A 26270-nucleotide genomic window follows, 5' to 3' on the forward strand; every position below is an offset into this window, starting at 1 on the left:
CACGAGCGGGCCCGCCATGGGGACTGACCAGACGGGTGGCGCCCGGCACGCCTGCCGGTTCTGCCGAGGGGTGCGCGGGCGGATCGTGCTGGACCTGCACACCCAACCGGCCTGCGACCACTTCCCGCCCGCTGCCGACTCCGGCCCCGACCCGGCCTACCCGTTGCAGCTGTGGCTGTGCGAGGACTGCGGGCTGGCCCAGCTGCTCGACGACCCGACCGTGCCGGAGGAGCCGCTGGCCACCGAACCCGCGGCACTCGTGCACCAGGCCGCCGACGCGGTCCACCGGGTGGCCGCCGCCGGGCTGCTGCCGGAGGGGGCCACCGTCGCGGAGTACGGCAGCCCGCACGGCGGCTCCTGGCTGCCCCGGCTGGCCGAGCGCGGCCTGCGCCCGGTCGCCGACGGGGAGTCCGCGCAGGTGGTGCTGGACTGCTTCGGGCTCATGCACCACGCCGACCAGGCCGCCGCGGTCAAGGAGCGGGCAGACCGGCTGGAGACCGGTGGTGTGCTGCTGGTCCAGTTCCACTCGCTGGCTACCATTGTCCGATGTGGACAGTGGAACGCGTTGCGGCACGGCCACTACGCCTACTACTCGACCCCGGCGCTGGCCAGGATGCTCACCGTGGCCGGGCTGTGCCCGCGCTCGGCCTGGGTGTTCGACCTCTACGGCGGCACCGTGCTGCTGGCCGCGGTCAAGGGACCGGCCGCGCCCGACCCGGCGCTGTCCGCGTTGCTGATCGGGGAGAGCTCGCTCGGGGTCACCGATCCGGCGGTGCTGGGCGGTGTGCAGCGCCAGGTCACCGCCAGCGCGGCGGCCCTGCGCGGCTACCTGGTGGCCGCGCGTGCCGAGGGCAGGCGGGTGCTGGGCTACGGGGCCGCCTCCAGGGCGGTGGCGCTGCTCTGCGCGGCCGGGGTGGACCGGGAGCTGCTGCCCGCGGTGGCCGATGCCTCGCCGGGAAAGCAGGGACGGCGGATGCCGGGCAGCGGGGTGCCCGTGATCGCGCCGGCCCGACTGATCGAGGCCGCGCCCGATGAGGTGCTGCTCTTCCTGCCCGACCTGCTCGACGAGGTCAGGGCCGCCTATCCGGAGATCACCGGCTGGGTCATCGCCGAACCCGAGCCACGTCCGGCCGAGCCGGTCCGCAGAGAGGAACCCCCGATGAGCGCCCCGACCGACGACCGCCCCCAGCCCGCCCCGCGACCGGCCCCGGCGCTCATCCGGAAGGTGCCCGCGCCGGTCGCGGTCGGCTTCCCGGTGCGCAACGGCAAGCCCTACCTGCAAGGCGCGCTGGACTCGCTGCTGGCCCAGCGCGGGGTCGACTTCGAGCTGCACATCGCGGACAACTGCTCCGACGACGGCACCGAGGACATCTGCCGCGAGCTGGCGGGCAAGGACGAGCGGGTGCGCTACCTGCGGCGGGCGGAGAACGTCGGGGTCACCGCCAACCACAACATGCTGGTCCGCGAGGTGCACAGCCCCTACTTCCTGTGGGCGGCCGCCGACGACGCCTCGCACCCCGACCGGCTGCGGCTGCTGCTGGAGGCGCTGGAGAGCGACCCGTTCGCGGTGCTGTCCTTCAGCGCCGCCCGGCAGATCGACCGGGACGGGCAGACCCTGGGAGTCTGGCGCAACCCCTGCCGCACCAACCACCTGGACCCGGTGGTGCGGCTGAGCGACCTGATCGAGCTGGAACATGAGAACTACCACTGCTACGGGCTGATGAAGCGGGAGGTGCTCCTGCGTACGCTGTTGCTGCCGCCGGTGAAGAACAACGACCGCGTCCTGGTCGCCGAACTGGCGCTGCACGGACCCTTCGCCGAGGTCGAGCAGGACCTGCTCTTCCACCGGCTGCACGAGCGCAGGCTGACCCAGAGCGTCTCCCAGCGTGACTGGTACCGGCAGCAACGCACCGACGGCCGCAAGCTGGTCCTGCCCAACGTCGAGGAGGCCGGCTGGTACCTCAAGGCGGTGCGCAACTCACCGCTGCGGGGCGCCGAGCTCGGCCGCGCGCTGTGGGCGTTGCGGCCCTGGTTCAAGGCCAACGCGGTGCCGATGGCGCGCAACGTGGCGCGGGCCGCGGTGGACGGAGCGAGAATGATCACCGGGCCGGGACGCCCGGACGATCGGTGATCGGGAGAGAGCGCGTGGACGCACTGGATGTCTTTCGGGTGCTGCGGCAGCGGTGGAAGCTCACCGCCCTGCTGCTCGCCGGGCTGGTCCTGTTACTCGCGGCGGTCGCCTTCGCGGTGCCGCAGCAGTACCGGGGAACCAGCCTCACCATGGTGCTGCGCCAGTACGGCGGCCAGGACCGCAACCCCTTCGCCGCGGTGGACCGCTCGCAGGGCCAGGCCGCGGTGGTGGTGATCGCGGTGCTCAACTCGCAGCAGACCCGCAGGGAGCTGGCCGCCCAGGGCGGCACCGCGAGCCTGGAGGTCTCCAACGAGGGCGGCGGAGTGTCCACAACGGACAGTCCGTTCATCACCGTGATCGCCACCGGGGCCAGCGAGGCCGCGGTGCGCAAGACCGGGCAGCTGGCCATGCAGCGGATCAGGGACGAGCTCAAGCGGCGGCAGGACACCCTGCTGGTGCCGGTGGAACAGCAGCTCACCCTGAACGAGGTGCTCTCGCCCAACGAGATCACCACCACCAGGGCCGCGCAGCTGCGCGCGCTGGGCCTCACCGCGGGCATCGGCCTGGTCGCGGTGGTCCTCGCCGTGGTGCTGGTGGACCGCCGCGGCAACCGGCCCAAGCCGGCCGCGCCGGAGCCCAAACCCTCGCCGCGCAAGCGGTTGCAGGACTCCGACGCCGAGGTCACCGAGCACATCCAGCGTGACCAGGTGCCCGATGTGGCCCCCCAGGAACGTCAGTGAGCATGCGGGTGGCGGCCCCGGCCGCCCCGGCACGGCGGCTGCCACCGCACCGGGTGCTGGTGGCGGCCGTGCTGCTGTTCGCGCTGCCGCAGAACCTGGTCATCGCCGGGGTCGGCGGCTCGCTCACCCCCGGCCGCCTGCTGGGCGCGCTGTGCCTGCTCTGGTGGCTGGTCGCCCGCTTCGGCGGCGGGCTCGGCCTGCGGCCCGCGCCGAACCTGGTGCGGGCCACCCTGTTCGGCGCGCTGCTGGTCTTCGCCGCGGCCAACGCGCTCGCGCTGTTCCTCGGCGTGCCGGACGACCGGCTCGGTTCGGCGGACCGGAGCACGCTGCTGTTCGCGGTGTGCACCGGCCTGGCCCTGCTGGCCTGCGACGGCCTGGACCGGCCCGGCATGCTGCGCGCGGTCTTCGGCGCGGTGGTGCTGGGCGCGACCGCCTCGGCCTGCACCGCGGGCGTGCAGTTCGCCACCAAGATCGACCTGCGCAGCTACCTGAGCTTCCCCGGCCTGAGCGCCCAGGGCCTGGGCACGGTGGACCTGGCCCGCGGCGGGCTGGAACGCGCGCTGGGCTTCGCCAACCACCCCATCGAGCTGGCCGCGGTCTGCGCCGCCGCGGTGCCGCTGGCCCTGCACCTGATCCGGCACGGCCGCCACCCGCTGCTGTGGTGGGCCTGCGCGGCGGTGCTCAGCGGCGGCATCGTGGTCAGCATCTCCCGCACCGGCCTGCTCGGCCTGGCGCTGGTCCTGCTGCTCAGCCTGCCCAGGATCGGCGGCCTGCGCTGGGGCACCGGGGTGCTGCTGCTCGGCGTCGCGGTCAGCCTGGCCGCGACCGCGGTGCCCCGGCTCTACGAGGTGCTGGCCAACACGATCCTGGGCGCCCGCACCGACAACAGCCTCACCGGCCGCCTCGACGACTACGGCTACGTGGCCGACAAGCTGGCCGCCGCGCCGTTGAGCGGTCAGGGGTTCGGCACCTACACCGCGCCGCCGCAGCCATACCTGGACAACCAGTACCTGCTGACCGCGGTCGAATCCGGCCTGCCCGGGGTGCTCGCACTCGCCGCCCTTCTGGTTTTGCCAGCCTTTCTGGCCTGGCGGACCTTCCGGCGCCCTGGCAGCATCCCGGCCGAACTGCGCGACGCCGCGTGGGCGGTGGCGACGGGACTCCTGGTGTGCACGGTGTGCTTCGCCACCTTCGACGCGCTGTCCTTCCCCCAGTTCCAGGCGCTGACCTTCCTGATGATCGGGTTGGCAGGCGCGGTCGTGACCCAAGCCGGAGGACGACGTTGAGCCAGCAAATCCCAGGCGTGCTGCTGGCCGTGGTGACCTACAACTCCGCGGCCGATCTGCCCGACTTCCTGGACGCCCTGCCCGCCGCGCTGGCCGGGGTGCCGGAGTGGCGGCTGGTGGTGGCCGACAACGCCTCCAGCGATGGAAGTCCCGAGCTGGTGGCGGAGCTGGCGCCCAAGGCGACCGTGCTGCACACCGGCGGCAACCTCGGCTACGCGGCCGGGGTGAACGCCTGCCTGGAGCTGGCCACGCCGGAAGAGGCGGTGCTGGTGCTCAACCCGGACGTGCGGCTGGAGTCCGGCGCGGTGCGCGAGCTGCTGGAGGTCTGCGCCGACCCCGCGGTGGGCATCGCCGCGCCGCTGGTGCGCAGGCCGGACGGCGCGCCGGAGGCGACCCTGCGCCGCCGCCCGACCGCGCGGCGGGTGCTGGCCGAGGCGCTGCTGGGCGCCCGCGCCGGAGCCCTCGGCGAGCAGCTGCCGCCCGGCCCGGCGCGTGAGCGGGTGGACTGGGCCAACGGGGCCGCGCTGATGATCGCGCCAGGCGTCGCGCACCGGGTCGGCCGCTGGCGCGAGGAGCTGTTCCTGTACTCCGAGGAGACCGACTACTGCCGCCGGGTCACCGACGCGGGCTGGCAGGTCCGCCAGGCCCCGCGCGCGCACGCGCTGCACCGGGGCGGGGAGTACGGCGTCTCGCCCGCGCTGTGGGCGCAGCTGGTCACCAACAAGGTGGTGCACCTGGCCACCTGGGAGTCCCGCGCCGCTGCCGCGGCCGGCTGGCTGGCCCTGGTGCTCAGCCAGGCGCTGCGGCTGCCGCTGCGCCGCGGCACGCACCTGCGCGCGTTGCGCGAGCTGCTGAGTGGACGAGCCCGGCTGCTCGCCGGGCTGCCGACCAACCCGGCCGCCACCGCCGAGGTCCGAGCACAGCTGGCGGGAAGGTGAGCATGGGCAACCGGGACTACGGGCTGCTGCCCGGCGGGGTGAAACAGGCGCTGCGCCGCACCGTCGGCCGCTACGTGGTGGGCGAGACCTGGTGGCGGGTGAAGTTCGCCGCCGAGCGGGCCGCCGCGCGCCGGGCCGAGGACGCCGAGATCGCCCGCCTGGCCACGCTGTTACCCGCCACGCCGACCGCGCTGTTCACCGTGGCCATCCCGACCTACAAGCGGCCGGAAGCCCTGGCCCGCGCGGTGCGCAGCGCGCTCGCGCAGACCGTCACCGACCTCTCCGTGGTGGTGGTCGACGACGGCGGTGGAGAGCTCGGCGCGCTGCCGGCGGACCCCCGGCTGACCGTGTTGTCCTTGGCGCGCAACCACCACAGCCCCGGACTGGCCCGCAACGCGGCCATCCGGCTGACCCGCTCGCCGTTCGTGGCCTTCCTCGACGACGACAACACCTGGCGCCCGCACCACCTGGAGACCGTGCTGCCCGCGCTGCGCGCCGGGGCCGGGCTGGTCTACACCGCGCTGCACCGGAGCAGGCCGGACGGGTCCACTGTGGACATCCTCGGCCGGGACTTCGACCGGCGTGCGCACGCCGACACCGCGTGGGTGGACGTCAACGCGGTCGCCGTGCGCCGCTTCCCCGGCCTGCGCTTCGACCCGTGGGCCAGACCGGGCTGGGTGCACCCCAGGGAGGACTGGGAGTTCACGCACCGGCTCTCCGCCGCGCTGCGGGTGCGGCACCTGCCGGAGGTCACCGTGGACTACGCGGTGCACGCCGGCAGCTACTTCAGCGAGTGGACCACCGAGGCGCTGGGAGCGGGCAAGTGAGCACGGACGGTGGCATCGGGCAGGCCGAGCTCGGCGGCCGGTTCCGCAGGGGACTGGGCCTGAGCCTGCTCAACACCCTGCTGTCCCGGCTGGGCACCTTCCTGCTCGGCGTGCTGCTGGCCAGGCTGCTCGCGCCGGAGGACTTCGGCCTCTACGCCGCCGCGCTGGTGGTGCAGATGCTGCTGCTCACCTTCAACGACCTCGGCGCGGCCGCCTCGGTGGTGCGCCACTCCGGCGACGTGCGGCCGCTGCTGCCCACCGCGTGGACGGTGGCGGTCTGCGGCGGCACCACGGCCTTCGCGCTGTGCCTGGTGGCCGCGCCCGCGCTGGCCGCGGGGCTGGGCAGCCCGCAGGCCACCGACATCGTGCGGCTGCTGGCCGCGAACGTGTTCCTGGACGGTTTCGCCGCCGTGCCGGGCGCGCTGCTGACCAGGGAGCTGCGCCAGGCCAGCAGGCTGGTGGCCGACCTCTCCGGCGTGGTGGTGAACCTGGCGCTGACCGGGGCGCTCGCGCTCTCCGGCTTCGGCGCCTGGTCGCTGGCCATCGGGCACGTCTCCGGCACCGCGGTGGTCGTGGTGGTGCTGCTGTTCGTCAGCAGGCAGTGGCCGCGGTTCGGCTTCGACCGGGAGCACTTCGGTGAGGTCGGCCGGTACGGGGTCACCGTGGTGGCCTCCGGGATGGTGATCGTGTTGTCCAACGCCGTGCCCCAGGTGGTCGCCGGCAGCATCCTCGGCGCCACCGCTCTAGGTTTCTTCTACCTGGCCAACAACGTGGCCAACTGGCCGGTCTCGATCGTCTCCACCACCCTGGAAAGGGTTGCGCTGGCAACCTTTTCCCGCGCCAGGGACCGCGGCGTGGACCTGAACCTGGCCGCCGGCGAGGTGGTCGGACTGGTCGGCATCGCGGTGCTGCCGGGCGGTCTGGCGCTGGCCATCCTGTCCGGGCCGATCGTCGAGGTGGTCTACGGCTCGGCCTGGGCGCCCGCCGCGCACGTGCTCAGCGCGCTCGCGATCGCCGCCGTGGCACGGGTTCTCACCGATCTTGCCTTCCACCTGCTGCTGGCCGTGGGCGCCCCGCTGTCCTCCGCGCTGGTGAACGTGTCCTGGCTGGTCGCGCTGGTGCCGGCGACCGTGGCCGCGGCCATGGTGTGGGGACTGGTCGGCATCGGCTGGGCGCAGGCGGTGGTCGCCTTCGTGGTCGCGGTGCCGGTGCACGCCTGGCGGCTGCACCGGGCCGGCATCTCGCTGGCCGCGCTGGCCAAGGGCCTGGCCTACCCGGCGCTGGCCGGGCTGCTCGCGGTCGCCGGACTGCTCGCCATCCGGGCCTTCGCCGACTCGCCGCTGCTGGACGTGGCCCTCGGCGCGGCACTGACGGCCGCGGTCGTCGGGGTGGGCTGGTACACCCGGCGGCACCACATCGACCGTGCGCTGAACGGGGCAGCGGCCGATCGACCGGTCGCGACCTTCAGGGAAGGGTCTTAGTCTCACAAGTTCTGGCACCCCCAGCAGGGGACAACAAACCCACACGGGAGCAAAGCTGATGGGATCGAACACAGCGCGCCGACGGGGGTTGGCGGCGTCCGGGATCGCGGCGCTCTTAGCCGTGGCCGCGTGCGGAACTCCGGAGCCCGCGGCCGCCCCCTCCAGCTCGACGGAACCGTCCGTCCTCGCGGAGTCCACCTCCGTGCCCGACGAGTCGACCTCCCCGCCGCCGGCCTCGTCCGAACCGCCGCCCAGATCGTCCACCAGCAAACCGGAGCGCCAGCCCCGCCCGCCAGCCCAGCCACCAGCGCCCAGCCCGCTCAGCGAGACCAGGGGCCTGTTCGTGGACTGGGAGAGCAATGCTGCCCGCTGGGTGCGGGCGAACAAGGGCGACGGCAGGGCGCACGTGATCAACGAACGCATCGCCGCCCAGCCGATGGCCCGCTGGATCGCCGGTGACGGCGACATCCGCGGCTGGCTCGGCGCCTACATCCGCGCCGCGGAGAAGGAAGACCAGCTGCCCGTCGTGGTGCCGTACAACATCCCGCAGCGGGACTGCGGCAGCCACTCCGCGGGCGGCGCCGGATCGGTGGAGAACTACCGCAAGTGGGTGGAGATGGTGGCCGACACCATCGGCAAGACCCCCGCGCTGGTGGTGCTCGAACCGGACGCGCTGATCCACCTGTCCTGCCTGGACCCCACCGGCAAGCAGGAACGCCTGCGCATGCTCTCCGAGGCGGTGGCCACCCTGAGCCAGCGCGCGCCGAACGCCTGGACCTACCTCGACGGCGGTGACGGCCGGTACAACCCGCCCGGCACGCTGGCCCAGCGGCTGATCGACGCGGGGGTGAGCGGGGCGCGCGGGTTCGCGGTCAACGTGTCCAACTTCAACACCACCGCCGAGGCGATCTCCTACGGCCGCCAGGTGCAGGCCGCGGTCTCGGCCCGCGGCGGCGGCAAACCCGGGTTCGTCATCGACGTCAGCCGCAACGGCAACGGCTCCAACGGCGAGTGGTGCAACCCGCCCGGCCGCAAGATCGGCCAGTCGCCCGCGGTGGACGGCAGCAACCCGCAGACGCCGGACGCGCTGCTGTGGATCAAACAGCCCGGCGCCTCCGACGGCGACTGCGGCACCGGCAAGGGCACCACCTCCGGCGCCTTCGTGCCGGAACTGGCGATCAGCCTGCTCAACGGCATGTGAACCGGGTTCGGGCCACCGGGATGGGTCGCGCCATCCCGTCGGCCGGCCCCGGCGTACCAGTTCGGCCAACACCCGGCATCGGGTTGGCCTCTGCTACTAGCCTGGCAGGCATGAACGACCTCCCCGAGATGCGGGTCAGCGACGCCGAACGCGACCTGATCGCCCAGCGGCTCAACCTCGCTGTGGGTGAGGGGCGACTCACCCTGACCGAGTACAACGAGCGGGTCGGCCAGGCCTACGCCGCGGTGACCCGTGGCGAGCTGGACCGCGTGGTCGCCGACCTGCCGATGACCACCGCCTCCGCGCCGAGCCCGGTGCCGGTGCGGCCCAGCCCGGTGGGGGAGAAGACCAAGTGGGTCGTGTCCTTCATGTCCGGCGCGGTGCGCAAGGGGCGCTGGCGGGTCACCCGCAGGACCGCGGCCATCGCGGTCATGGGCGGCACCGAGATCGACCTGCGCCGGGCGGAGTTCAGCGCGCCGGAGATCACCGTGGTCGCGGTGGCCGTGATGGGCGGGGTGGAGATCACCGTGCCGCCAGGGGTGCGGGTGGAGGTCGGCGGGTTCAGCTTCATGGGCGGCAAGGAGGTCAAGGTCGACGACGAGGACCTGCCGCTGAACGCGCCCGTGGTGCACGTCAAGGGCTTCGCCCTGATGGGCGGCATCGACATCCGCACCAAGCCGGTGCGCAGGTCGGTCACCCGCGGGGACGACGACTGAGGTGCCGCTCTCCAGCGAGGTGCGCGACCGCTGCCGCGGCTTCCTGCCCGCGGGCGCCGAGCTGCGCTACCTGTTCCCCGCGCTCAGCCTGAACCCGGGCATGGCGCCGGTGCTGGTCGCGGTCACCAGCCGCACGGTCACCGTGCTGACGTGCAGCTTCCTCCGGCGGAACCGGCCGACCGGGGTGCTGGTGCACTACCCGAGGACCATCCAGCTCGGCCCGGTGGACACCAGGACCACGCCGACCATCGAGTTCGGCAACCTGATGCTGGAGATCGACGACGAGTACATCTCGGTGGTGCGCTGCGCGGACGCCGAGGTGGACGAGCAGTCCTTCCTGCCGCCCGATCCGCTACCGGACCTGTAGCGCTAGAGCGCCGCCAGCAGCGTCCGCGCGGTATCCGTGCCGTCGTGCGCCGCGGTCCACGCCGCCACGTCCACCTCGACCTCGCCCCGGTGCCAGCGGCGGATGGCCGCCGCGGTCTCCGCCGGGCCGTTGGCGAGCAGCCACGGACCGGCCGGGTCCACCGCCTCGGCCAGCTGCGGCGGCACCACCGAGGGCAGTCCGTACTCGGCCGCCTCCAGCATCTTCACGCTGATCCCGGTGCTGGCCCCGAACCTGGGCACCACGACAAGGCCGACCTGCCGGTAGAACTCGGCCTCACTGGCCACCCGGCCCAGCGCGGTGGTGCGCGGATGTCCTTGGTGCACCTCGGTTCCCGATCCGGCCAGCACGAACTTCACGTCCACCGCCAGCCGGGTCAGCTCCTCGTGCACCGGGCCCAGCAGGCTGGCCAGCGCGCGCTCGTTGGGCGGCCAGCTGGCCTTGCCGATGAAGCCGACCGCCTGCGCGGCAACCGGATCCGGCACCGGCCGCACGGTCAGCGGCAGCGGCGTGGCGGGCGCGGCCCAGCGGGTGATGAGCTCCGCGTCGGTGCGGGAGAGGGCGAAGACGTTGCGCGGCAAGCGGAGCAGCCTGCGTTCGGCCTTCGGCAGGCGCCAGGTCTCACCCAGCAGGCGCAGCGGGCGGGGCGAATGCTCCACCGCGATGGTGCTCTCCACGTTGTGCGCGATGTGCGCGGCCACCGGCACCCCGGCCGCCTCGGCCAGCAGCAGGCCCGGCCAGCCGCTGGTGACCACCCGCCGCCCGGCCGCGCGCTCGGCCAGCAGCGCCGCCGCCCGCCGCCAGCCGGGGAAGGCGGTGAACTTGCGGGACAGGTACGGCTGCTCGGTCACCGCCATGCCCAGCGCGACCCGCAGCAGCTTGGCCCGGTCGCCGCGGATCTCCAGCGGCACATCGCCGTCGGCGCGGCAGACCACCTCCTGCTCGGCCCACTGGCCGGGCGGGCCGGTCACGCACACCACCTCGACCTCCACTCCGGCCGCGCGCAGCACCGCGACCAGCCTGCGATCCACCCAGCCGCTGCCGCCGAGCTCGGCCCGGCCGAGCGGGTAGGTGGTCACGAAGCACACCCGGGAAGTCGTCACGACCCCGATTTGTACCGCTCCAGCAGCACCCGCGCCAGGAACAGCGGGTTGCCCAGCACGTAGCGGGTGAACAGCCTGCGCGGCTCCAGCGCCAGCCGGTACAGCCACTCGACGCCGGCCTTGCGCATCCAGCCCGGCGCGCGGGAGACCTTGCCCGCGGCGAAGTCCAGGAACGCGCCGACGGCTACGCCCAGATGCGCGCCGGTATCGGCCAGATGGCGGTCCAGCCACAGCTCCTGTCGCGGATTTCCCATGGCCACCACCAGCATTCGCGCCCCACTGGCCTTGATCTCGGCGAGCACTTCCCGCTCTTCCGCCGGGGTGAAGAAGCCGTGCCGGGCGCCCGCAACCCGCAGTCCGGGGATCCTGGCAGTGAGGTTTCTCGCAGCGGTCTCCGCGATGCCCGGTTCGCCGCCGAGGAAGTACACCGGGGCGTCACGCTCCGCCGCCAGCCGCAGGACCTCCGGGGTCAGGTCGGTGCCGTTGAGGTTGTCCGGAAAGCTTTTTCCTTGCAGTTTCGCGGCGATCGCCAGGCCGGAGCCGTCGTTGAGCACCAGCGCCGCGTCGTGCAGAACGCGCCGGTAGGCGGGGTGGCGGACGGCCAGGTTGAGCGAGTGCGCGTTGGCGTAGGCGAGCAGGTCGGGGGCGGGCGAGTCGAGCAGCTCACCGACTACGGAGAGCACCTGTTGCCTGGGCAGGCAAACCACCCGAATGCCGAGCACGGTCACTGTCGGGACGTTCGAGCGCATGTCAGTATCTTGCCGTCGATTCGCTTCGAGGAGTGGGAATTCATGCGCAGCGGCGTTCTCTTGGCCGCGGTGACCCGGCGGTTGCGGCCACACCACCCGGGCTGGCCCGCGGTGCTCGGCCCGGTCCACGCGCACGGTCGCGCGATCGCGCTGCGCCCGCCGCGTCCCGGTGACGCCGCGGACTGGTGCGCCGCGGTCCGGCACGACCAGCAGTGGCTGGAACCCTGGTGGCCCACCAGTTCGGCCGCCTGGGACAGCCGCAGCTGCGCGCAGGTCTGGCGGGACCGCTGTGACAACTTCCTGCGCTCGGCCCGGCGCGGCGGCATGATCCCGATGGTGGTGCAGGTCGACGGCCGCTTCGCCGGGGAGATGATGCTGGACCGGATCGACCGGGACCAGGGGCTGGCCGAGCTGGGCGGCTGGGTGTACTCGGAGTTCCACGGCACCGCGGTGGCGGCCACCGCGATGCGCGAGCTGATCCGGCACGGCTTCGGCCCGGTCGGCCTGCGCAGGCTCACCGCGCCGGTCGGGGTGGGCAACCGGGCCGCGGGCATCCTGGTGGCGCGCAACGGTTTCCGCAAGGAAGGCCTGTTGCGCTCGCACATGCACGTCGGCGGCAAGCTGCTGGACCACCAGCTGTGGGGCCTGCTGCCGGAGGACGCTGAATGGCTGCGGGGCCCGGCGAATATTGTGGGGTGATGAGCTTCCACCGCTCCGCCGAGCTCCAGGCCAGACTGCACCAGCTGGTGCCAGGGGGCGCGCACACCTACGCCAGGGGCGCCGACCAGTACCCGGAGTTCATGACCCCGGTGCTGGTCAAGGGCAGCGGGGCCAGGGTCACCGACGCCGACGGCAACGAGTTCGTCGAGTACGGCATGGGCCTGCGCGCGGTCACCCTCGGCCACGGCTACGCCCCGGTGACCGAGGCGGTGCGCGCGGTGCTGGCCGACGGCCTCAGCTTCACCCGGCCCACCACCCTGGAGCTGGCCGCGGCCGAGGACTTCCTGGCCACCGTGCCCGGCGCGGACATGGTGAAGTTCGCCAAGAACGGCTCCGACGTGACCACCGCCGCGGTCCGGCTGGCCCGCGCCGCCACCGGCCGCGACCTGGTCGCCATCTGCGCTGACCAGCCGTTCTTCTCCACCGACGACTGGTTCATCGGCACCGTGCCGATGTCCGCGGGCATCCCGGAAGCCGTCCGCGCGCTCACCGTGTCCTTCCGCTACAACGACCTGGACTCACTGCGGTCCATTGTGGACGTCCATAGTGGACAGATCGCCTGTGTGGTGCTGGAGGCGGGCACCGCGCTGGCCGAACCGGAGCCGGGGTTCCTGGCAGGCGTGCGGGAGGTCTGCGACCGGCACGGCATCGTGCTGGTCTTCGACGAGATGATCACCGGTTTCCGCTGGGCCGCCGGTGGCGCGCAGTCGGTCTACGAGGTGGTGCCGGACCTGTCCTGCTGGGGCAAGGCGATGGGCAACGGCTTCCCGATCGCCGCGCTGGCGGGTAAGCGTGAGCTGATGGAGCTGGGCGGGCTGGCCACCGGCGCGGACCGGGTGTTCCTGCTCTCCACCACGCACGGCCCGGAGTCGGTTTCGCTGGCCGCCTTCCGCGCGGTGGCCAGGGCCTACCGGGAGACCGACCCGGTGGCGGTGATGGAACGCCAGGGCGCCGCGCTTGCCATCGCGGTCAACCAGCTGGCCAGGGAGTTCGGTGTGGCGGATGCGGTGGCCGCGGTGGGCCGCCCGTCCTGCCTGGTGTTCACCACCCGGGACGCCAACGGCAACCCGTCCCAGGCCTACCGAACGCTGTTCCTGCAGGAACTGCTCAGCCGGGGCGTGCTCGGCCAGTCCTTCGTGATCTCCGCCGCGCACACCGACGCCGACCTCGCGCACACCGTCGAGGCGGTGCGGGGCGCGCTGGGCGTGTACCGCAAGGCTCTGGAGGCAGGCACCGTCGAGGGCCTGCTCCAGGGCCGTCCGGTGGCCCCGGCGCTACGCAGCCGCGCCGACCCGCGCCGGCTGGGCTGACCCGCCGACCCGCTCGGCCCGGCGCAGCAGGACCGCTCCCACCCCCAGTGCGAGCACCCCGCGCCACGCCCCCGCCGCGTCCGGCCCCGCCAGGTCCAGGCCGTGGATGAAGATCTCGTGCAGCCCGAAGGCCGCGCCGGCCGTGCCCAGCACCACCAGCGGCGCGGACACCGGCCCGCCGCGCCGGGTCTCCCGCTCGCCGGTCTCGAAGTGCCGCAACCACTTCACCAGCGCGAGCAGCACCAGCCCGCAGACCAGCAGCCACATCGGCCGGGAGGACCACCAGGCCGCGCCAGGCGCGGGCAGCAGCAGCTCCGGCGCGAGCAGGCAGGCCCCGGCCACAACCAGCGCCGCCGGGATGTGCCACAGGTACACCGTCATCAGCCCGGAGTTCCCGCGCAGCAGCACCTTCCTGGTCCGCGCGCCGTCCAGCCTGCGCTCCAGCCATGGGGTGGCCAGCGCGAGCAGCGCCACCTGCGCGATGCCCAGCAGCACGATCAGCAGCGTGGGCGGGGCCAGGTTGGACACCGGCACGTCCGGCAGCCCGATCGGCGCGGGCGGGTACGGCCCGAACACGATCAGCCCGAGGATCCCGGCCGCCGCGGTGCCCGCGATGCCGAGCAGCCCCCGCCTGCCCAGCCCGGAGAGTCCGCCGCGGGCCAGCACGATGCCCAGCTGGTGCACGGTCAGCCAGACCAGCACCAGGCTCACGTCACCGAGCAGGTTCGCCTGCCCGTGCAGGCCCACGGTGGCGAACCGGTAGGCGTCCACCCCGGCCACCGCCGCGGTCAGCACCGCGGGCACGGCCAGCCCGAACCGGTCGTGCAGCCGCACCATCAGCGGCGCCAGCGCGACCACCACCAGGTAGACCGCGAGGAACCACAGCGGGTTCGCCGCCTGGTCGCCCACGATCGCGATCGCGGGCATGCCGAGCAGCGAACCCGCGGTGGCCAGCGCCGCGCAGATGCCGACCAGTGGCAGGGTCGGCACCACCAGGCGCCGGGCCCGGCGGGCCAGGAACGTCACCGCGGACTGCCCCTTGAGGGCCGTCGCGTCCACCCCCGCGGTGTTGACGAAGCCACCCGCGATGAACACCAGCGGCATCACCTGCAGGAACCAGGTCACCACCCAGGTCACCGGGCCGGAGAAGGCGATGCCCGCCTTCACCGCGCCGTTGGTGACGGTGATCACCGGGCTGAGCCAGTGCAGGAAGACGACCATCCCCACCGCGACCAGCCGGACCAGGTCGACCACCGTGTTCCGGTTGCCGGTGCCGATCGGCGCCGCGTCGCGGACCCCCATGCTGTTCATGGGAAAGAGCCTCGCGGGCGGGGCCCGCCGGAACCATGGGGTGGACTCCCGAGTCGTCTCAGGGGTGGCTCCCCCGGAGGTAGGGGGGCTGACACCACCTTTGGTCGGTGACCGGCCCGCCGCTACGGTGGCAGGCGATGAGCCAGCCGCAGCCCGAACAGCCGGACCCCGCCGCCCAGCACGCCCAGCCCGCGGGCGCGCAGCCCGAGAACGCCCAGCCCCCGGGCGACCAGCCCGCCAAGCGCCCCGGCTGGCAGCTCGCCCTGCCCGCCGTCGTCGTGGTGATCGGCGTGCTGCTGGCCTACCTGGCCCTGGGCCGCACCGGCGACACCCCGCCCGCGGACCCGCCGGCCGCGCAGGACACCGCCGCCCAGAGCACCACCGCCCAGCGGCCGAACCAGAGCGAGATCGACGCGGCGGCCAAGGAGCTGGACACCAAGTTCACCCGCCGCCGCGAGGGCGACCCCTACGCCAAGGGCCGGGTGGACGCGCCGGTGGTGCTGGTGGAGTACGCCGACTACCGCTGCCCGTACTGCGCCAAGTTCAGCACCGACACCCGCCCCGAACTGGTCCGCCGCTTCGTGGAGCAGGGCATCCTGCGGATCGAGTGGCGGGACCTGCCGCTGTTCGGCGAGCAGTCCGAGGCCGCCGCGCTGGCCGCCCGCGCCGCGGGCAGGCAGGGCAAGTTCTGGCCGTTCCACGAGCTGGCCTTCGCCGAGGCCCCGCGCTCGGGGCACGGCGAGTTCGGCCCGGACCGGCTGCGCGACCTGGCCCGCCGCTCCGGCGTGGCGGACCTGGCCAAGTTCGAGCGCGATATGACCGACCCCGCGCTGCGCGAGGAGGTCAGGGTCGACGCGGCCGAGGGCCAGGAGATGGGCCTGACCAGCACCCCGGCCTTCCTGATCAACGGCAGGGCCGTGGTCGGCGCGCAGCCGCTGGAGACCTTCACCAAGCTGATCGAGCAGGCCGCCCGCAAGTGAGCGGGCAGCTCGGCTACCTCGGCGCGCTGCTCGGCGGCGCGCTCGCGCTGGCCAGTCCCTGCTCGGCGCTGCTGCTGCCCGCCTTCTTCGCCTACGCCTTCGGCCACCCGGCCCGGCTGCTGGCCCGCACCGGCGTGTTCTACCTCGGCCTGGCCACCACGCTGGTGCCGCTGGGCGCGGCCGCGGCCAGTCTGGGCGGGCTGCTCACCGCGCACCGCCAGACGGTGATCGGTGTGGCCGCGGTGCTGCTGATCGCCTTCGGCACGGCCCAGCTGTTCGGCCGCGGCTTCGGGTCAGGGCTGTCCCAGCGCTTCGCGGCCACCACCCGGATCTCCTCGGCCGTCTCGGTGTACGTGCTGGGCGCCACCTACGGCCTGGCCGGGTTCTGCTCCGGCCCGATCCTCGGCGGCGTGCTCACCGTGGCCGCCGCCGGCGGCGATCCCGGCTACGGCGCGGCCCTGCTCGCGGTCTACGGCCTCGGCATGGTGCTGCCGCTGTTCGTGCTGGCCATGCTGTGGGACCGGCTGAAGCTGGGCGAGCGGAGCTGGCTGCGCGGCCGAGAGGTCAGCCTGGGCCGCCTGCGCCTGCACTCGACGAACCTGGTGGCCGGGCTGCTGTTCATCGGCATCGGCGTGCTGTTCCTGGTCACCGACGGCACCGCGGCACTGCCGGGGATCGTCAGCGTGGACACCGAGTCCGCACTGGCCGAGCGCGCGGGCGAGCTGGCCGCGGGCGTGCCGGACCTGGTCGTCCTGCTCCCGGTACTCGCCGTGGCCAGCACCATGTTGGTCTGGCGGCTGCGCAAGGGTTAGCCGGGCAGCGGCAGCCGCAGCGCGCGTTCCGCGATGCCCTGCAGCACCACATCGGTCGGCTTGGTCTCCTGACCCACCCACACCGCGCGCACGATCCGCACCCGGGAACCGTCCCGCGAGGTCGAGGACACCGCCTGCGCGAACGAGCTGGGCCCGCCCGGCCAGCTGCGGCCCTCGCGCAGCAGCTCGGTCACCCCGCCGCTCTGCTCGTCGTCGGCCAGCGCCTGGAACCGCTCGGCCTGCACCGCGTCGGCGAAGCTGACCACCACCACCGACACCGCGGCCTTGCGCTCCTCGTTGACCTCGAACAGGCTGCGCACCAGCGCGGTGCACGGGTTCTCCCGCAGCCACTGCTGCACCTGGCCGAAGGCCCTCGGCCCGCAGTCGGTCTCCCGCGACGAGCCGCGCGGCACGAAGTCCAGGCCGTCCACAGTGGACTCGGGCGGTTCCGGGCTGTGCAGCGCGGAGACCGCGCCGCTGCCGTTGGACTCCGGGGCCTCGCTGCCACAGGAGCGGGCCACCGCGGCGATCAGCAGCACCAGGGCCAGCGCGGCCACGGCCAGGCCGGCGATCGGCAGCCACGGCGGGCGCTTGGCCTTGGGCTTCGGCGCGGCCGGGCGCGGGGGAGCGGGGCGGCCGTCGGCGGTGAAGCGGGGGATGAGCATGGTGCTGGCGCTGGCCAGGTCCGGACTCACCGAGTCGGCGAAGCCCTCCGCGACCAGCTCACCGGCGGTCAGCGTGGCGGTCCGCCGGTCCACACTGGACAGCAGCCGCCTGGCCGCCTCCGCGGTGCACGGGCGCTCGTAGGTGGACAGCTCCTTCACCGCGGCCAGCAGCGCGGTCGGCGCCGGGTGCAGCACCCTGATGCCGCGGTGCAGGTCGCCGGTGGGCTGCAACACCTGGGCCACGTACGGGCCGACCGCGACCACGGTGGAGACGGGTAACGGCTCGATCCGCTCCGCCTGCAACCGCTGGGTCAGCGCGGAGGCCGCGGACAGCGCCTCCACCGCCGGGTTGAGCAGTCCGTCGTCCCTGATCAGCGGCCAGCCGTCGACCTTCCACTGCCCCTGCAACGGGGCTTCCAGCTTCATCGCGGGGCCGGGCAGGTCCACCCCGACCACCACGATCACCCCGCGCGGCAGCACGATCACCGCGTCCAGCGGCCGCAGGCTGCCCGGCGGCGTGCAGTCCAGCAGCGCGACCCCGCCGGCCAGGTCGGTGCCCACGCCCCAGGTCGACAGCGCCGCGCGCAGGTCGGCCTCGACCCCGTCCACCCGGGCTGACGGGTCGTCACCGAGCCGCACCAACCGCACGCTGACCACCTCCGCGCGTGACTCGTCCCAGTCCCGGTTGCTCCGGTCGGCTCAAACCGTAGCGGGAGACCCCCGCTGGGTTACCGGCAACCACCCAAATCGCAGTCTGTTCTTGAACACAATGCGTGAAGGCCCCCGGCCGGGTGACACTGATCGGGGTGTCGGTTGGTTCTTCTGGCGCATTGGAGGTTGTGCAGGGCAGAATGACCGCACGGGTGATCGCCGATCGTTCGACGCACCGTCCGTTGCACAAGACGAGGGCCGCGGGGAAGACGTCCCTCGTCGAGTAGCGGAGGTCAGCAGTGAGCGCACGGGGATGCACCAGTGGCGTTGTCTACGTCCACTCGTCGCCGTCTGCGGTCTGTCCGCACGTCGAGTGGGCGATCTCGGGCACCCTGGGTGGCCGGGCCGACTTGAAGTGGACCGCCCAACCGGCGGCGCCGGGACAGCTGCGCGCCGAGTGCGCCTGGACCGGCGATGCCGGCACCGGGGCGTCGTTGGTGTCCGCGCTGCGGGCCTGGCCGATGCTCCGCTTCGAGGTCACCGAGGAACCCAGTCCAGGCGTGGACGGCGAGCGGTTCTGCCACGTGCCGGGTCTCGGCCTGTGGCGGGCGCGCACCAGCGCCAACGGCGACATCGTGGTCAACGAGGACCAGCTGCGCACGCTGATGACGGCCAACCGGGCCGCCGAGGCGATGACGCACCGGATCGGCGAGCTGCTCGGCGCGGCGTGGGACGACGCGCTGGAGCCGTTCCGGCGGGCCGGTGACGGGGCGCCGGTGACCTGGCTGCACCGGGTGGGCTGACCAGCGGTGTCCGGCCGGTGTGGCACCCTGTTGGGGTGAGTGCCTCGGGTGGCTTGCGGCGGTTCTGGCCGCTGTTCCTGGTCGGGTTGGTGCTGCTCGGCGCGGGCACGGCCGGGCTGAGCCTGCGCCAGGCCGAGTCGCGGGTCAGCGAGGACCCCCAGGTGCCCGCGGTCATCGACACCACCTCGGCCCGGCCGCGCGCCGAGGAGCCCGGACCGTCCACAGTGGAGTTCACCCCGGACGCCAGCGCGCACCCGGACGCCGCCGCCATCAGGAGCACGCTCACCGGCTACTTCGACGCGATCAACAACCGCGACTTCGACAAGTGGCGCGCGCACGTGACCAGCAAGGTCGCCCTGGAGTACCAGCGCGCGAACTGGCTGGCCGACTACGCCAGCACCAAGGACGGCAGCATCCTGGTCCGCCGGGTGATCAACTCGCCGAACAACACGCTGCGGATCATGCTCAGCTTCACCAGCACCCAGGACGAGGCGAAGTCGCCTGCCACGGCCCGCTCGGACTGCAACCGCTGGCGCTCGACCTACCAGCTGGCCTGGGAGGGACGCCTGCTGCGCATCGACAAGGGCTCCCCGCAGAGCACCGTGGTCACCGTCTGCTGAGGGGACACCGTCTGCTGAGGCGGAAGGCGGACTTGCGCCCCGGTCTGAGGCAGGTGCTGCTCAGACCGAGGCGAAGGCCAGTGCCACGTTGTGCCCGCCGAAACCGAACGAGTCGTTCACGGCGGCGTGCAGGTTGACGCGGCGGGGTTCACCCGTGACCACGTCCAGCCCGACCTTGGGGTCGAGGTTCTCCAGGTTCAGCGTCGGCGGGATCAGGCCGTCGCGGACCGCGAGCACGGTGGCGATCGCCTCCACCGCGCCGGAGCCACCCAGCAGGTGTCCCAGCGCGGACTTCGGCGCGGTGACCACCGCGTGCGTGCCGATGGCGGAGCGGATGGCCGCCGCCTCGGCCACGTCGCCGACCGGGGTCGACGTCGCGTGCGCGTTCACATGGCCCACGTCCGAGGGCTGGAGGCCCCCGGTGCGCAGCGCGGCCGTGATGGCCCGGCTGGCGCCCTTGCCCTCGGGTTCGGGCGCGGTGATGTGGTAGGCGTCGGCAGTGGTGCCGATACCGGCCAGCCTGCCGTACACCTTGGCCTTCCGGGCCGCGGCGTACTCGGCCCGCTCCAGCACCATGATCCCGGCGCCCTCACCCAGCACGAACCCGTCGCGCGCGAGGTCGAACGGACGGGAGGCCCGTTCGGGTTCGTCGTTGCGCGTGCTCATCGCCCGCATCTGCGAGAACCCGGCCACCGGCAGCGCGCAGATGCTCGCCTCGGCGCCGCCGCAGACCACCACGTCGACCTCCCCGGCCTTGAGCATCCGCCACGCCCAGGCGATCGCCTCGGCGCCGGAGGCGCAGGCCGAGACCGGGGCGTGCACCCCGGCCCTGGAGCCCAGCTCGAGCCCGACCACGGCCGCGGGGCCGTTGGGCATGAGCATCGGCACGGTCAGCGGCGAGACCTTCCGCTTCCCGTACTGCTCCAGGATGTCGTCCTGGCCGAGGATGGTCAGTGCGCCGCCGATGCCGGTGCCCACCACCACGGCCAGCCGCTCGGGCTCGACCTCGGGGGAACCGGCGTCCGCCCACGCCTGGCGGGCGGCGACCAGCGCGACCTGCTCCGACCGGTCGAGGCGGCGAGCCTCGACCCTGGTCAGCACCTCGGTGGGCTCGACAGCGAGCTGGGCGGCGATCCGCACGTCCAGCTCGAACCTGTCCACCCAGTCGGCCTTCAGCTCGCCGACCCCGCTGCGCCCGGCGAGCATCGCGTCCCAGGTGGACGCGACGTCGCCGCCGAGCGGGGTCGTCGCACCGAGACCGGTGACGACAACGTCAGCAGATGTCATTGGTTCTTCGAGATGTAGGCCACCGCGTCACCGACGGTCTTCAGGTTGACCAGCTCGTCGTCCGGGATCTTCACGCCGAACTTGTCCTCGGCCTGCACCGCGACCTCGACCATGGACAGCGAGTCGATGTCCAGGTCGTCCACGAAGGACTTCTCGGCGGCCACGTCGGCCTGGTCGACACCCGCGACCTCCTCGATGATCTCCGCGAGGCCGTCGAGAATTTCCTTTTCCGAAGCCATGAAGCTGTTCCTCTCTAGTTACCCACCGACCGGGACGGCAACGGCCGTCCCGGAGTCTGTTGTGCGCCCGCCCCCGCGCTCAGGGGCAGATGACCACCTGTCCGGCCGAGACCAGCCCGGCGCCGAAACCGATCAGCAGCAGCACGTCACCGCTGGAGATCTCGCCCGCCTCGCGCATGTGGTCCAGCGCGATCGGGATCGAGGCGGAGGAGGTGTTGCCACTGGTGACGATGTCACGGGCGACCACCAGGTCCTCGCGGGCGCCCCGGCCGCGCAGCTCCTTGGCGATCGACTCCACGATGCGCAGGTTCGCCTGGTGCGGCACCAGCGCGTCGATGTCGGAGAGCTTGAGCCCGGCCAGCTCCACCGCGCGCTCGGCCACCGGCCAGTTCTCCGTGGTCGCCCAGCGGAAGACCGACTGGCCCTCCTGGTAGAGGTAGCGCTGCGGGGTCACGCCGATCATCTCGGCAAGGCCGCCCGCGCTCTCCCAGGCCACCGGCCCGATGGCCGGCTCGTCCGAGGGTCCGATCACCGCGGCGCCCGCGCCGTCGGCGAAGATGATGCAGGTCGAGCGGTCGGTCCAGTCCACCCAGTCGGTGAAGCGCTCGGCGCCGATCACCAGCGCGTACCGGGAGGAGCCGCCGCGGACCAGGTCCGAGGCGGTGGCCATGGCGTAGCAGAAGCCCGCGCAGGCCGCGTTCACGTCGAAGGCGCCCGCCCGGCCGACCCCGATCCGCGCGGCGACCTGGGCCGCGGCGTTGGGGATGGTGCTGGGCATGGTGCAGGTGGCGATGATGACCGTGTCGATGTCATTGGGGTCCAGCCCGGAGTCCGCGACGGCCTTCTTGCCGGCCTCGACCGCCATGTCGGTCAGCGACTGGTCCTCGCGGGCGAGCCTGCGGGTCTTGATGCCGACCCGGCTCTGGATCCACTCGTCGGAGGTGTCCACCAGCTTCGCGATGTCGTGGTTGGTCACCACGCGGTCGCCCTGGTGGCTGCCTAGTCCGATGATCTTCGTGCCGACCGGGCCGGGGGCCAGCTGCATCGTTGGTCGCTCCTCGTTGCTCACGCCGCACCACCGGCGAACAGGTCGGCCGCCTTGTCGAGGTCGGCCGGGGACTTCAGGGGGAGCCGCGTCAGGTCGGGAAGCTCCCGCTTGACCAGTCCGCTCAGCGTCCCGGCCGGAGGCAGCTCGACGACCGCGGTGACCCCCTGAGTGCCGAGGGTGGTCATGCAGGCGTCCCAACGCACCGGCGAGGTCACCTGGGTGACCAGCCGGCCAAGCACTTCGGCACCGTCGGTGCCCACAGGGAGCACAGCGCCTTCGGCGTTGGACAACAAGGGGCGCGTGACGTTGTTCACCGCCACCGACGCGGCGCGGGCGCGCAGCGCCTCGGCCGCGGGGGCCATGTAATGGGTGTGGAAGGCGCCCGCCACGGGCAGCGCCTTGACCCGCGCCCGCTCGGGCGCCTCGGCGAGCAGCTTGTCCAGCCCGGCCAGGCTGCCCGCGGCCACGATCTGTCCGGCGCCGTTGCGGTTGGCGGGAACCAGGCCGAGCTCCTCGATCCGCGCGAGGACCTCGGTCTCCACACCGCCCATCACGGCGACCATGCCGGTCGGTTCGAGCGCGCACGCGGCGGCCATCTCGGCCCCGCGCACCGCGGCCAGCGCGACGGCGTCATCGGCGGTGAGCACGCCACCAACTGCTGCGGCGGCGAGCTCACCGACCGAGTGGCCGGCAACCGGGACGTCGGTGGGCAACTCGACCCGGCGGGCCAACTCTTCGTACGCCAGCAGCGCCAGAGCCACCACCAGTGGCTGGGTCACCGACGTGTCCTTGATCTCCTCGGCGCTCGCCGTGGTGCCGAGGCGGACCAGGTCCAGCCCGGTCAGCTCGGACCAGTGGGACAGCCGCTCGGCAGTGCCGGGCAGTTCGAGCCATGGACCGAACATGCCGGGGGACTGCGAGCCCTGTCCGGGAGCGAGGAGCGCGATCACGTCGGTAACTGAACACGCTCCGGCGGTTTGCTGGCATGCCGCCGGGAACCAACTTCGGGGGCTCTGTTTGTGGAGTGTCTACAAGCGGTGAGCAAAAACCGCCCCGCATATGTCTGTTTCATTGTGGTCAGCGCCAAGAAGTCCGCTCGCTGGCTAGGCCGAACGGGTGAGTGGTGAGACCGGGATCACCAGAGTCCGCGAGCCCTGGCCAGCCGCCCGACCGCCAGGGCCACCCGCAGCACCAGCGCGTCCCTCGGATCGGTGGCGGTGTGCCCGGTGATCTCGGCCACCCGGCGCAGCCGGTACCGCACCGTGTTGGAGTGCACGAACAAGGTCCGCGCACAGCTCTCCAGCACGCCACCGGCCTCCAGGTAGGCCTCCACCGTCTCCAGCAGCGAGCCGCCCGCCTCCACCAGCGGCCGCACCACCCGTTCCACCAGCTGCCGCTCCGCCTCCGGGTCCCCGGCCAGCGCGCGCTCGGGCAGCAGCTCGCCGGAGCGCACCGGCCGCGGCGCGGCGGGCCAGCCGACCACCGCGCGCAGCCCGGAGATGGCGTCGGCCGCGCTGTGGTGCGCCTCGGCCAGGCTGGCCACGGTCGGCCCGGCCACCACCGGCCCGTCGCCGAAGGCCTCGGACATCTTGGCCAGCACGTCGTGCCCGGTGGACCCGGCCACCGGCCCGCCGAGCACCACCACCAGCCGGGAGCCCTGCACGCCGAGCAGCACCGCGCGCCCGGTGCGGGCGGCCCGGCTGCGCACGTCGAAGACCACCGCGGGCGGGTCGTCGCTGGCCGGGTTGCCGACCAGCACGGTGGCCTCGGCGGCCAGGTCCCAGCCGAGCGCGGCGGCCCGCGAGAGCAGCGACTCCTCGGCGTCGCCACGCACGATGCCGTCCACCATCAGCGCTTCCAGCCGGGCGTCCCAGGCGCCCCTGGCCTCGGCCGCGGCGGCGTAGGAGGTGGCCGCGGCGAAGGCGATCTCCCGGCCGTAGCGCAGCACCGCCTCGGTCAGCCAGCTCCGCTCCGCGGTGTCCCGGCCCAGTATCGGCAGCTGCTGCTCCAGCTGGTCGATGGCGATCCGGACCAGCTCCACGGTCTGCCGCAGGCTGACCCAGCGGGAGATGTCGCGCGGCGCGGCCCGGAACGCCTCCGCGGTCAGCCGGATGGCCTGCCGGGGGTCGCGCAGCCACTCCACGAAGTTGGCCGCGCCGGTCTGGATCACCAGCAGCACGCTGGCCCGCTGGTCGGCCGGCATCCGGCGGAACCAGGGCAGCTGGGAGTCCATCGCGGCGATGCTGGCCGCGGCCAGGTCGCCGGAGGCGCGCTCCAGTCCGCGCAGGGTGGCCGGCGACAGCTCCGGCGGATGCGTGCCGGGCCCGGCCTCGGTGCTCATGCCGCCCAGAATCCCACGTCCGGCCGGTACTCAGGCGCACGCTGAGCGTTACCACAGTCGGGCGACCTTCTATACGGGGAAAATCCCAGATTAATGTGCGGCCAGTTCGCCCTGTTTTCCCTGCTCACCCGTCGGTAGGAACGAGCTGCTCGCCCGAAAGGGGCACAGGCGATGCAGGAGGTTCCACTGTGCGTAGCACAACCGCCATCCGCGGCAGGTGGTCGCGAGCGGCCGCGCTGACGCTGGCGCTGCTCGGGCTGCTCGGCACCCAGGTCGTGACCGCGACCTCGGCGGCCGACGCGGCCGAGACGGCCAGCCCGGCCGCGCTCAAGGAGTTCTACGGCCAGGTCCCGAACTGGCAGCCGTGCAAGTTCAACACCGGGCTGGACTGCGCCACCCTGGTGGTGCCGCTGGACTACCGCAAGCCCAAGCAGGAGAAGATCTCGCTGTCGGTGAGCAGGCTCAAGGCCAGCGACCCGGCCAAGCGGCGCGGCATCCTGCTGACCAACCCGGGTGGTCCCGGCGGCAGCGGCCTGGCCATGCCGACCTACTTCTACGGCACCCCGCTGACCGAGGTCTACGACCTGATCGGCTTCGACCCGCGCGGGGTCAACGAGTCCACCCTGCTCAGCTGCGAGGTCACCACCGACCTGCACAAGCTCAGCTCCCGCCCGGAGGACAAGGACTTCCCGGCCTGGGCGGCCAGCGCCCGGCAGAGCGAGGAAGCCTGCCGCAAGGCCGGTGGCGCGCTGCGCAAGCACGTCAACACGCCCAACACCGCCCGCGACATGGACGTCATCCGCGGCGTGCTGGGGGAGAAGAAGCTCAACTACGTCGGCTACTCCTACGGCACCTACCTCGGCGCGGTCTACGGCAGCCTGTTCCCCAAGCAGCTGGACCGCAGCGTGCTGGACTCCGCGGTGCACCCGGAGTGGATCTGGCGGGAGCAGTTCAAGCGCCAGTCGGTGGCCTTCCGGGAGAACGTGGACCTGTGGGCCGAGTGGGCCGGGCAGCGCAACAACCGCTTCGGCATCGGCAAGACCAAGGCCGAGGTGCTGGCCACCGTCGAGCAGGTGGCGGCCAAGCTGCACGCCAAGCCGGTGGACGGCTTCGACCGCACCCAGTTCGACGCGGGCATGGGCGGCGGCGCGCGGTACCGGTTCAACTGGGAGTTCCTGGCCGAGGACGTGAAGTACTTCCGGGACTTCCAGCCGGGCTCCGCCGAGTTCGCCGAGGCGGTCAAGGCGGGCAAGGAACTGGCCGCGCTGGGCCTGGCCCAGCTGCGTCCCGGCGTGTTCGACACGGTGACCTGCGAGGCGGACTGGCCGGGTGACCTCAACACCTACTACCAGGACATGCGTGAGTTCCGGGACCGCTACCCCTACGGCCTCGGCGTCGGCCGCGCCGCGCCGCGCACCTGCACCTTCCGCTCCTTCACCCCGCCGGAGCAGCCGGTCAAGCTCAAGCGCAAGGGCTACCAGACCGGTCTGGTGATCCAGGCCGACGGCGACACCCAGACCCACTACGACGGCGGCCCGGCCATGGCCGAGCGACTGGAGGACCACCTGATCTCGGTGGCCGACGAGGGCCGCCACGGCCTGTACGCCCTCGGCGGCAACACCTGCGTGGACCAGCACGTGAACCGGTACCTGGTCGACGGCGTGCTGCCGCCGAGCCGGGTGATCTGCGCGGGCACCCCGCGTCCGGACGTGCCTGCCGACACCGAGTCCGCGTGGTCCCGCCGGTCCGCGCCCACCCCGCCGTCCGCGCTGGCGGAGAAGGTGCGCGCGGCCGCGGCAGCCAACAAGGTGACCAACCTGCCGTTCTGATTTCCACGCTGACACAACGAAAAAAGGGAGAAGGCCCGGCGCTCGCGCCGGGCCTTCTCATCCCTCCGGTCCCCACCGGTGGTTCTACTGTGGACGG

At 73.0% G+C, this 26270-nt stretch carries 25 protein-coding genes; 16 read left to right on the forward strand and 9 right to left on the reverse strand.

Features of this window, described 5'->3' with window-relative positions:
- Positions 1–16: 16 nt before the first annotated feature.
- The 9 genes from N8J89_RS08525 to N8J89_RS08565 all read left to right on the forward strand — a co-directional run bounded on the left by N8J89_RS08525 (position 17) and on the right by N8J89_RS08565 (position 9687).
- Positions 17–2131 carry a glycosyltransferase gene (locus tag N8J89_RS08525; RefSeq protein ID WP_283663802.1) on the forward strand — a complete coding sequence of 705 codons (2115 nt, stop codon included), beginning with the start codon at positions 17–19 and terminating at the stop codon, positions 2129–2131.
- 14 nt (positions 2132–2145) lie between these two features.
- Positions 2146–2871, forward strand: coding sequence for a hypothetical protein (locus tag N8J89_RS08530; RefSeq protein WP_283663803.1), 726 nt, complete (start codon positions 2146–2148; stop codon positions 2869–2871).
- 2 nt (positions 2872–2873) lie between these two features.
- Positions 2874–4157 (forward strand): O-antigen ligase family protein, encoded by a 1284-nt coding sequence (locus tag N8J89_RS08535; RefSeq protein ID WP_283666118.1) that lies wholly within the window; start codon positions 2874–2876, stop codon positions 4155–4157.
- Positions 4154–5095 carry a glycosyltransferase family 2 protein gene (locus N8J89_RS08540; protein ID WP_283663804.1) on the forward strand — a complete coding sequence of 314 codons (942 nt, stop codon included), beginning with the start codon at positions 4154–4156 and terminating at the stop codon, positions 5093–5095. Before N8J89_RS08535 ends, N8J89_RS08540 begins: the two co-directional genes overlap by 4 nt.
- Before the next feature lie 2 nt (positions 5096–5097).
- A complete protein-coding gene (locus N8J89_RS08545; RefSeq protein WP_283663805.1) occupies positions 5098–5922 on the forward strand; it encodes a glycosyltransferase family 2 protein in 825 nt (274 codons plus the stop codon).
- Positions 5919–7403 carry an oligosaccharide flippase family protein gene (locus N8J89_RS08550; RefSeq protein WP_283663806.1) on the forward strand — a complete coding sequence of 495 codons (1485 nt, stop codon included), beginning with the start codon at positions 5919–5921 and terminating at the stop codon, positions 7401–7403. Before N8J89_RS08545 ends, N8J89_RS08550 begins: the two co-directional genes overlap by 4 nt.
- 202 nt (positions 7404–7605) lie before the next feature.
- On the forward strand, positions 7606–8604 hold the full coding sequence (locus N8J89_RS08555; RefSeq protein WP_283663807.1) for a glycoside hydrolase family 6 protein: 999 nt from the start codon (positions 7606–7608) through the stop codon (positions 8602–8604).
- 110 nt (positions 8605–8714) lie between these two features.
- The gene (locus N8J89_RS08560) at positions 8715–9320 is read left to right on the forward strand and encodes a DUF1707 SHOCT-like domain-containing protein (RefSeq protein WP_283663808.1); all 606 of its coding nucleotides are present in this window, start codon (positions 8715–8717) and stop codon (positions 9318–9320) included.
- Between the two features lies 1 nt (position 9321).
- Positions 9322–9687 (forward strand): hypothetical protein, encoded by a 366-nt coding sequence (locus tag N8J89_RS08565; RefSeq protein WP_283663809.1) that lies wholly within the window; start codon positions 9322–9324, stop codon positions 9685–9687.
- Between the two features lie 2 nt (positions 9688–9689).
- On the opposite strand, the gene N8J89_RS08570 is transcribed toward N8J89_RS08565, so the two are convergent.
- Positions 9690–10784 carry a glycosyltransferase gene (locus tag N8J89_RS08570; protein ID WP_283663810.1) on the reverse strand — a complete coding sequence of 365 codons (1095 nt, stop codon included), beginning with the start codon at positions 10782–10784 and terminating at the stop codon, positions 9690–9692.
- A 20-nt stretch (positions 10785–10804) separates the two neighbouring features.
- Positions 10805–11557: a WecB/TagA/CpsF family glycosyltransferase gene (locus N8J89_RS08575; protein ID WP_283663811.1), complete on the reverse strand. Its 753-nt coding sequence runs from the start codon at positions 11555–11557 to the stop codon at positions 10805–10807.
- Positions 11558–11599: 42 nt separating this feature from the next.
- Here N8J89_RS08575 and N8J89_RS08580 point away from each other — a divergent pair, with 42 nt between their 5' ends.
- Positions 11600–12256 (forward strand): GNAT family N-acetyltransferase, encoded by a 657-nt coding sequence (locus N8J89_RS08580; protein WP_283663812.1) that lies wholly within the window; start codon positions 11600–11602, stop codon positions 12254–12256.
- A complete protein-coding gene (locus N8J89_RS08585; protein WP_283663813.1) occupies positions 12256–13587 on the forward strand; it encodes a glutamate-1-semialdehyde 2,1-aminomutase in 1332 nt (443 codons plus the stop codon). Before N8J89_RS08580 ends, N8J89_RS08585 begins: the two co-directional genes overlap by 1 nt.
- Here N8J89_RS08585 and N8J89_RS08590 read toward each other — a convergent pair.
- Positions 13552–14898 carry an acyltransferase family protein gene (locus N8J89_RS08590; protein ID WP_283663814.1) on the reverse strand — a complete coding sequence of 449 codons (1347 nt, stop codon included), beginning with the start codon at positions 14896–14898 and terminating at the stop codon, positions 13552–13554. The genes N8J89_RS08585 and N8J89_RS08590 overlap by 36 nt on opposite strands.
- 137 nt (positions 14899–15035) lie before the next feature.
- On the opposite strand from N8J89_RS08590, the gene N8J89_RS08595 reads away from it, so the two are divergent.
- Together N8J89_RS08595 and N8J89_RS08600 are read left to right on the forward strand one after the other, a co-directional pair.
- A complete protein-coding gene (locus tag N8J89_RS08595) occupies positions 15036–15878 on the forward strand; it encodes a DsbA family protein (RefSeq protein WP_283663815.1) in 843 nt (280 codons plus the stop codon).
- Positions 15875–16690, forward strand: a complete 816-nt coding sequence (locus tag N8J89_RS08600; RefSeq protein WP_283663816.1) for a cytochrome c biogenesis CcdA family protein — start codon at positions 15875–15877, stop codon at positions 16688–16690. The genes N8J89_RS08595 and N8J89_RS08600 overlap by 4 nt, the downstream gene beginning before the upstream one ends.
- Here the strand turns inward: N8J89_RS08600 and N8J89_RS08605 are convergent.
- Positions 16687–18003: a hypothetical protein gene (locus N8J89_RS08605; RefSeq protein WP_283663817.1), complete on the reverse strand. Its 1317-nt coding sequence runs from the start codon at positions 18001–18003 to the stop codon at positions 16687–16689. The two genes, N8J89_RS08600 and N8J89_RS08605, sit on opposite strands and share 4 nt — an antisense overlap.
- Positions 18004–18305: 302 nt before the next feature.
- Between N8J89_RS08605 and N8J89_RS08610 the strand changes: the two genes are divergently transcribed.
- Positions 18306–18809 carry a DUF3145 domain-containing protein gene (locus tag N8J89_RS08610; RefSeq protein WP_283663818.1) on the forward strand — a complete coding sequence of 168 codons (504 nt, stop codon included), beginning with the start codon at positions 18306–18308 and terminating at the stop codon, positions 18807–18809.
- 35 nt (positions 18810–18844) lie between these two features.
- Positions 18845–19429, forward strand: a complete 585-nt coding sequence (locus N8J89_RS08615) for a hypothetical protein (protein WP_283663819.1) — start codon at positions 18845–18847, stop codon at positions 19427–19429.
- Positions 19430–19489: 60 nt separating this feature from the next.
- Here N8J89_RS08615 and N8J89_RS08620 read toward each other — a convergent pair whose 3' ends face one another.
- The 5 genes from N8J89_RS08620 to N8J89_RS08640 all read right to left on the reverse strand — a co-directional run bounded on the left by N8J89_RS08620 (position 19490) and on the right by N8J89_RS08640 (position 24344).
- Positions 19490–20716, reverse strand: a complete 1227-nt coding sequence (locus tag N8J89_RS08620; RefSeq protein ID WP_283663820.1) for a beta-ketoacyl-[acyl-carrier-protein] synthase family protein — start codon at positions 20714–20716, stop codon at positions 19490–19492.
- Positions 20713–20955, reverse strand: coding sequence for an acyl carrier protein (locus tag N8J89_RS08625; protein ID WP_252481890.1), 243 nt, complete (start codon positions 20953–20955; stop codon positions 20713–20715). The genes N8J89_RS08620 and N8J89_RS08625 overlap by 4 nt, the downstream gene beginning before the upstream one ends.
- 79 nt (positions 20956–21034) lie before the next feature.
- Complete coding sequence (locus N8J89_RS08630) at positions 21035–22000, reverse strand: beta-ketoacyl-ACP synthase III (protein ID WP_283663821.1); 966 nt, start codon at positions 21998–22000, stop codon at positions 21035–21037.
- 20 nt (positions 22001–22020) lie between these two features.
- Entirely contained in the window at positions 22021–22953 is a 933-nt protein-coding gene (locus tag N8J89_RS08635; protein ID WP_283663822.1) for an ACP S-malonyltransferase, read from the reverse strand.
- Between the two features lie 185 nt (positions 22954–23138).
- On the reverse strand, positions 23139–24344 hold the full coding sequence (locus tag N8J89_RS08640) for a PucR family transcriptional regulator (protein WP_283663823.1): 1206 nt from the start codon (positions 24342–24344) through the stop codon (positions 23139–23141).
- Positions 24345–24532: 188 nt separating this feature from the next.
- Between N8J89_RS08640 and N8J89_RS08645 the strand changes: the two genes are divergently transcribed.
- Positions 24533–26173 (forward strand): alpha/beta fold hydrolase, encoded by a 1641-nt coding sequence (locus N8J89_RS08645; protein ID WP_283663824.1) that lies wholly within the window; start codon positions 24533–24535, stop codon positions 26171–26173.
- The last annotated feature ends 97 nt before the right edge of the window (positions 26174–26270 follow it).

Source organism: Crossiella sp. CA-258035 (assembly GCF_030064675.1).
Classification (GTDB): domain Bacteria; phylum Actinomycetota; class Actinomycetes; order Mycobacteriales; family Pseudonocardiaceae; genus Crossiella.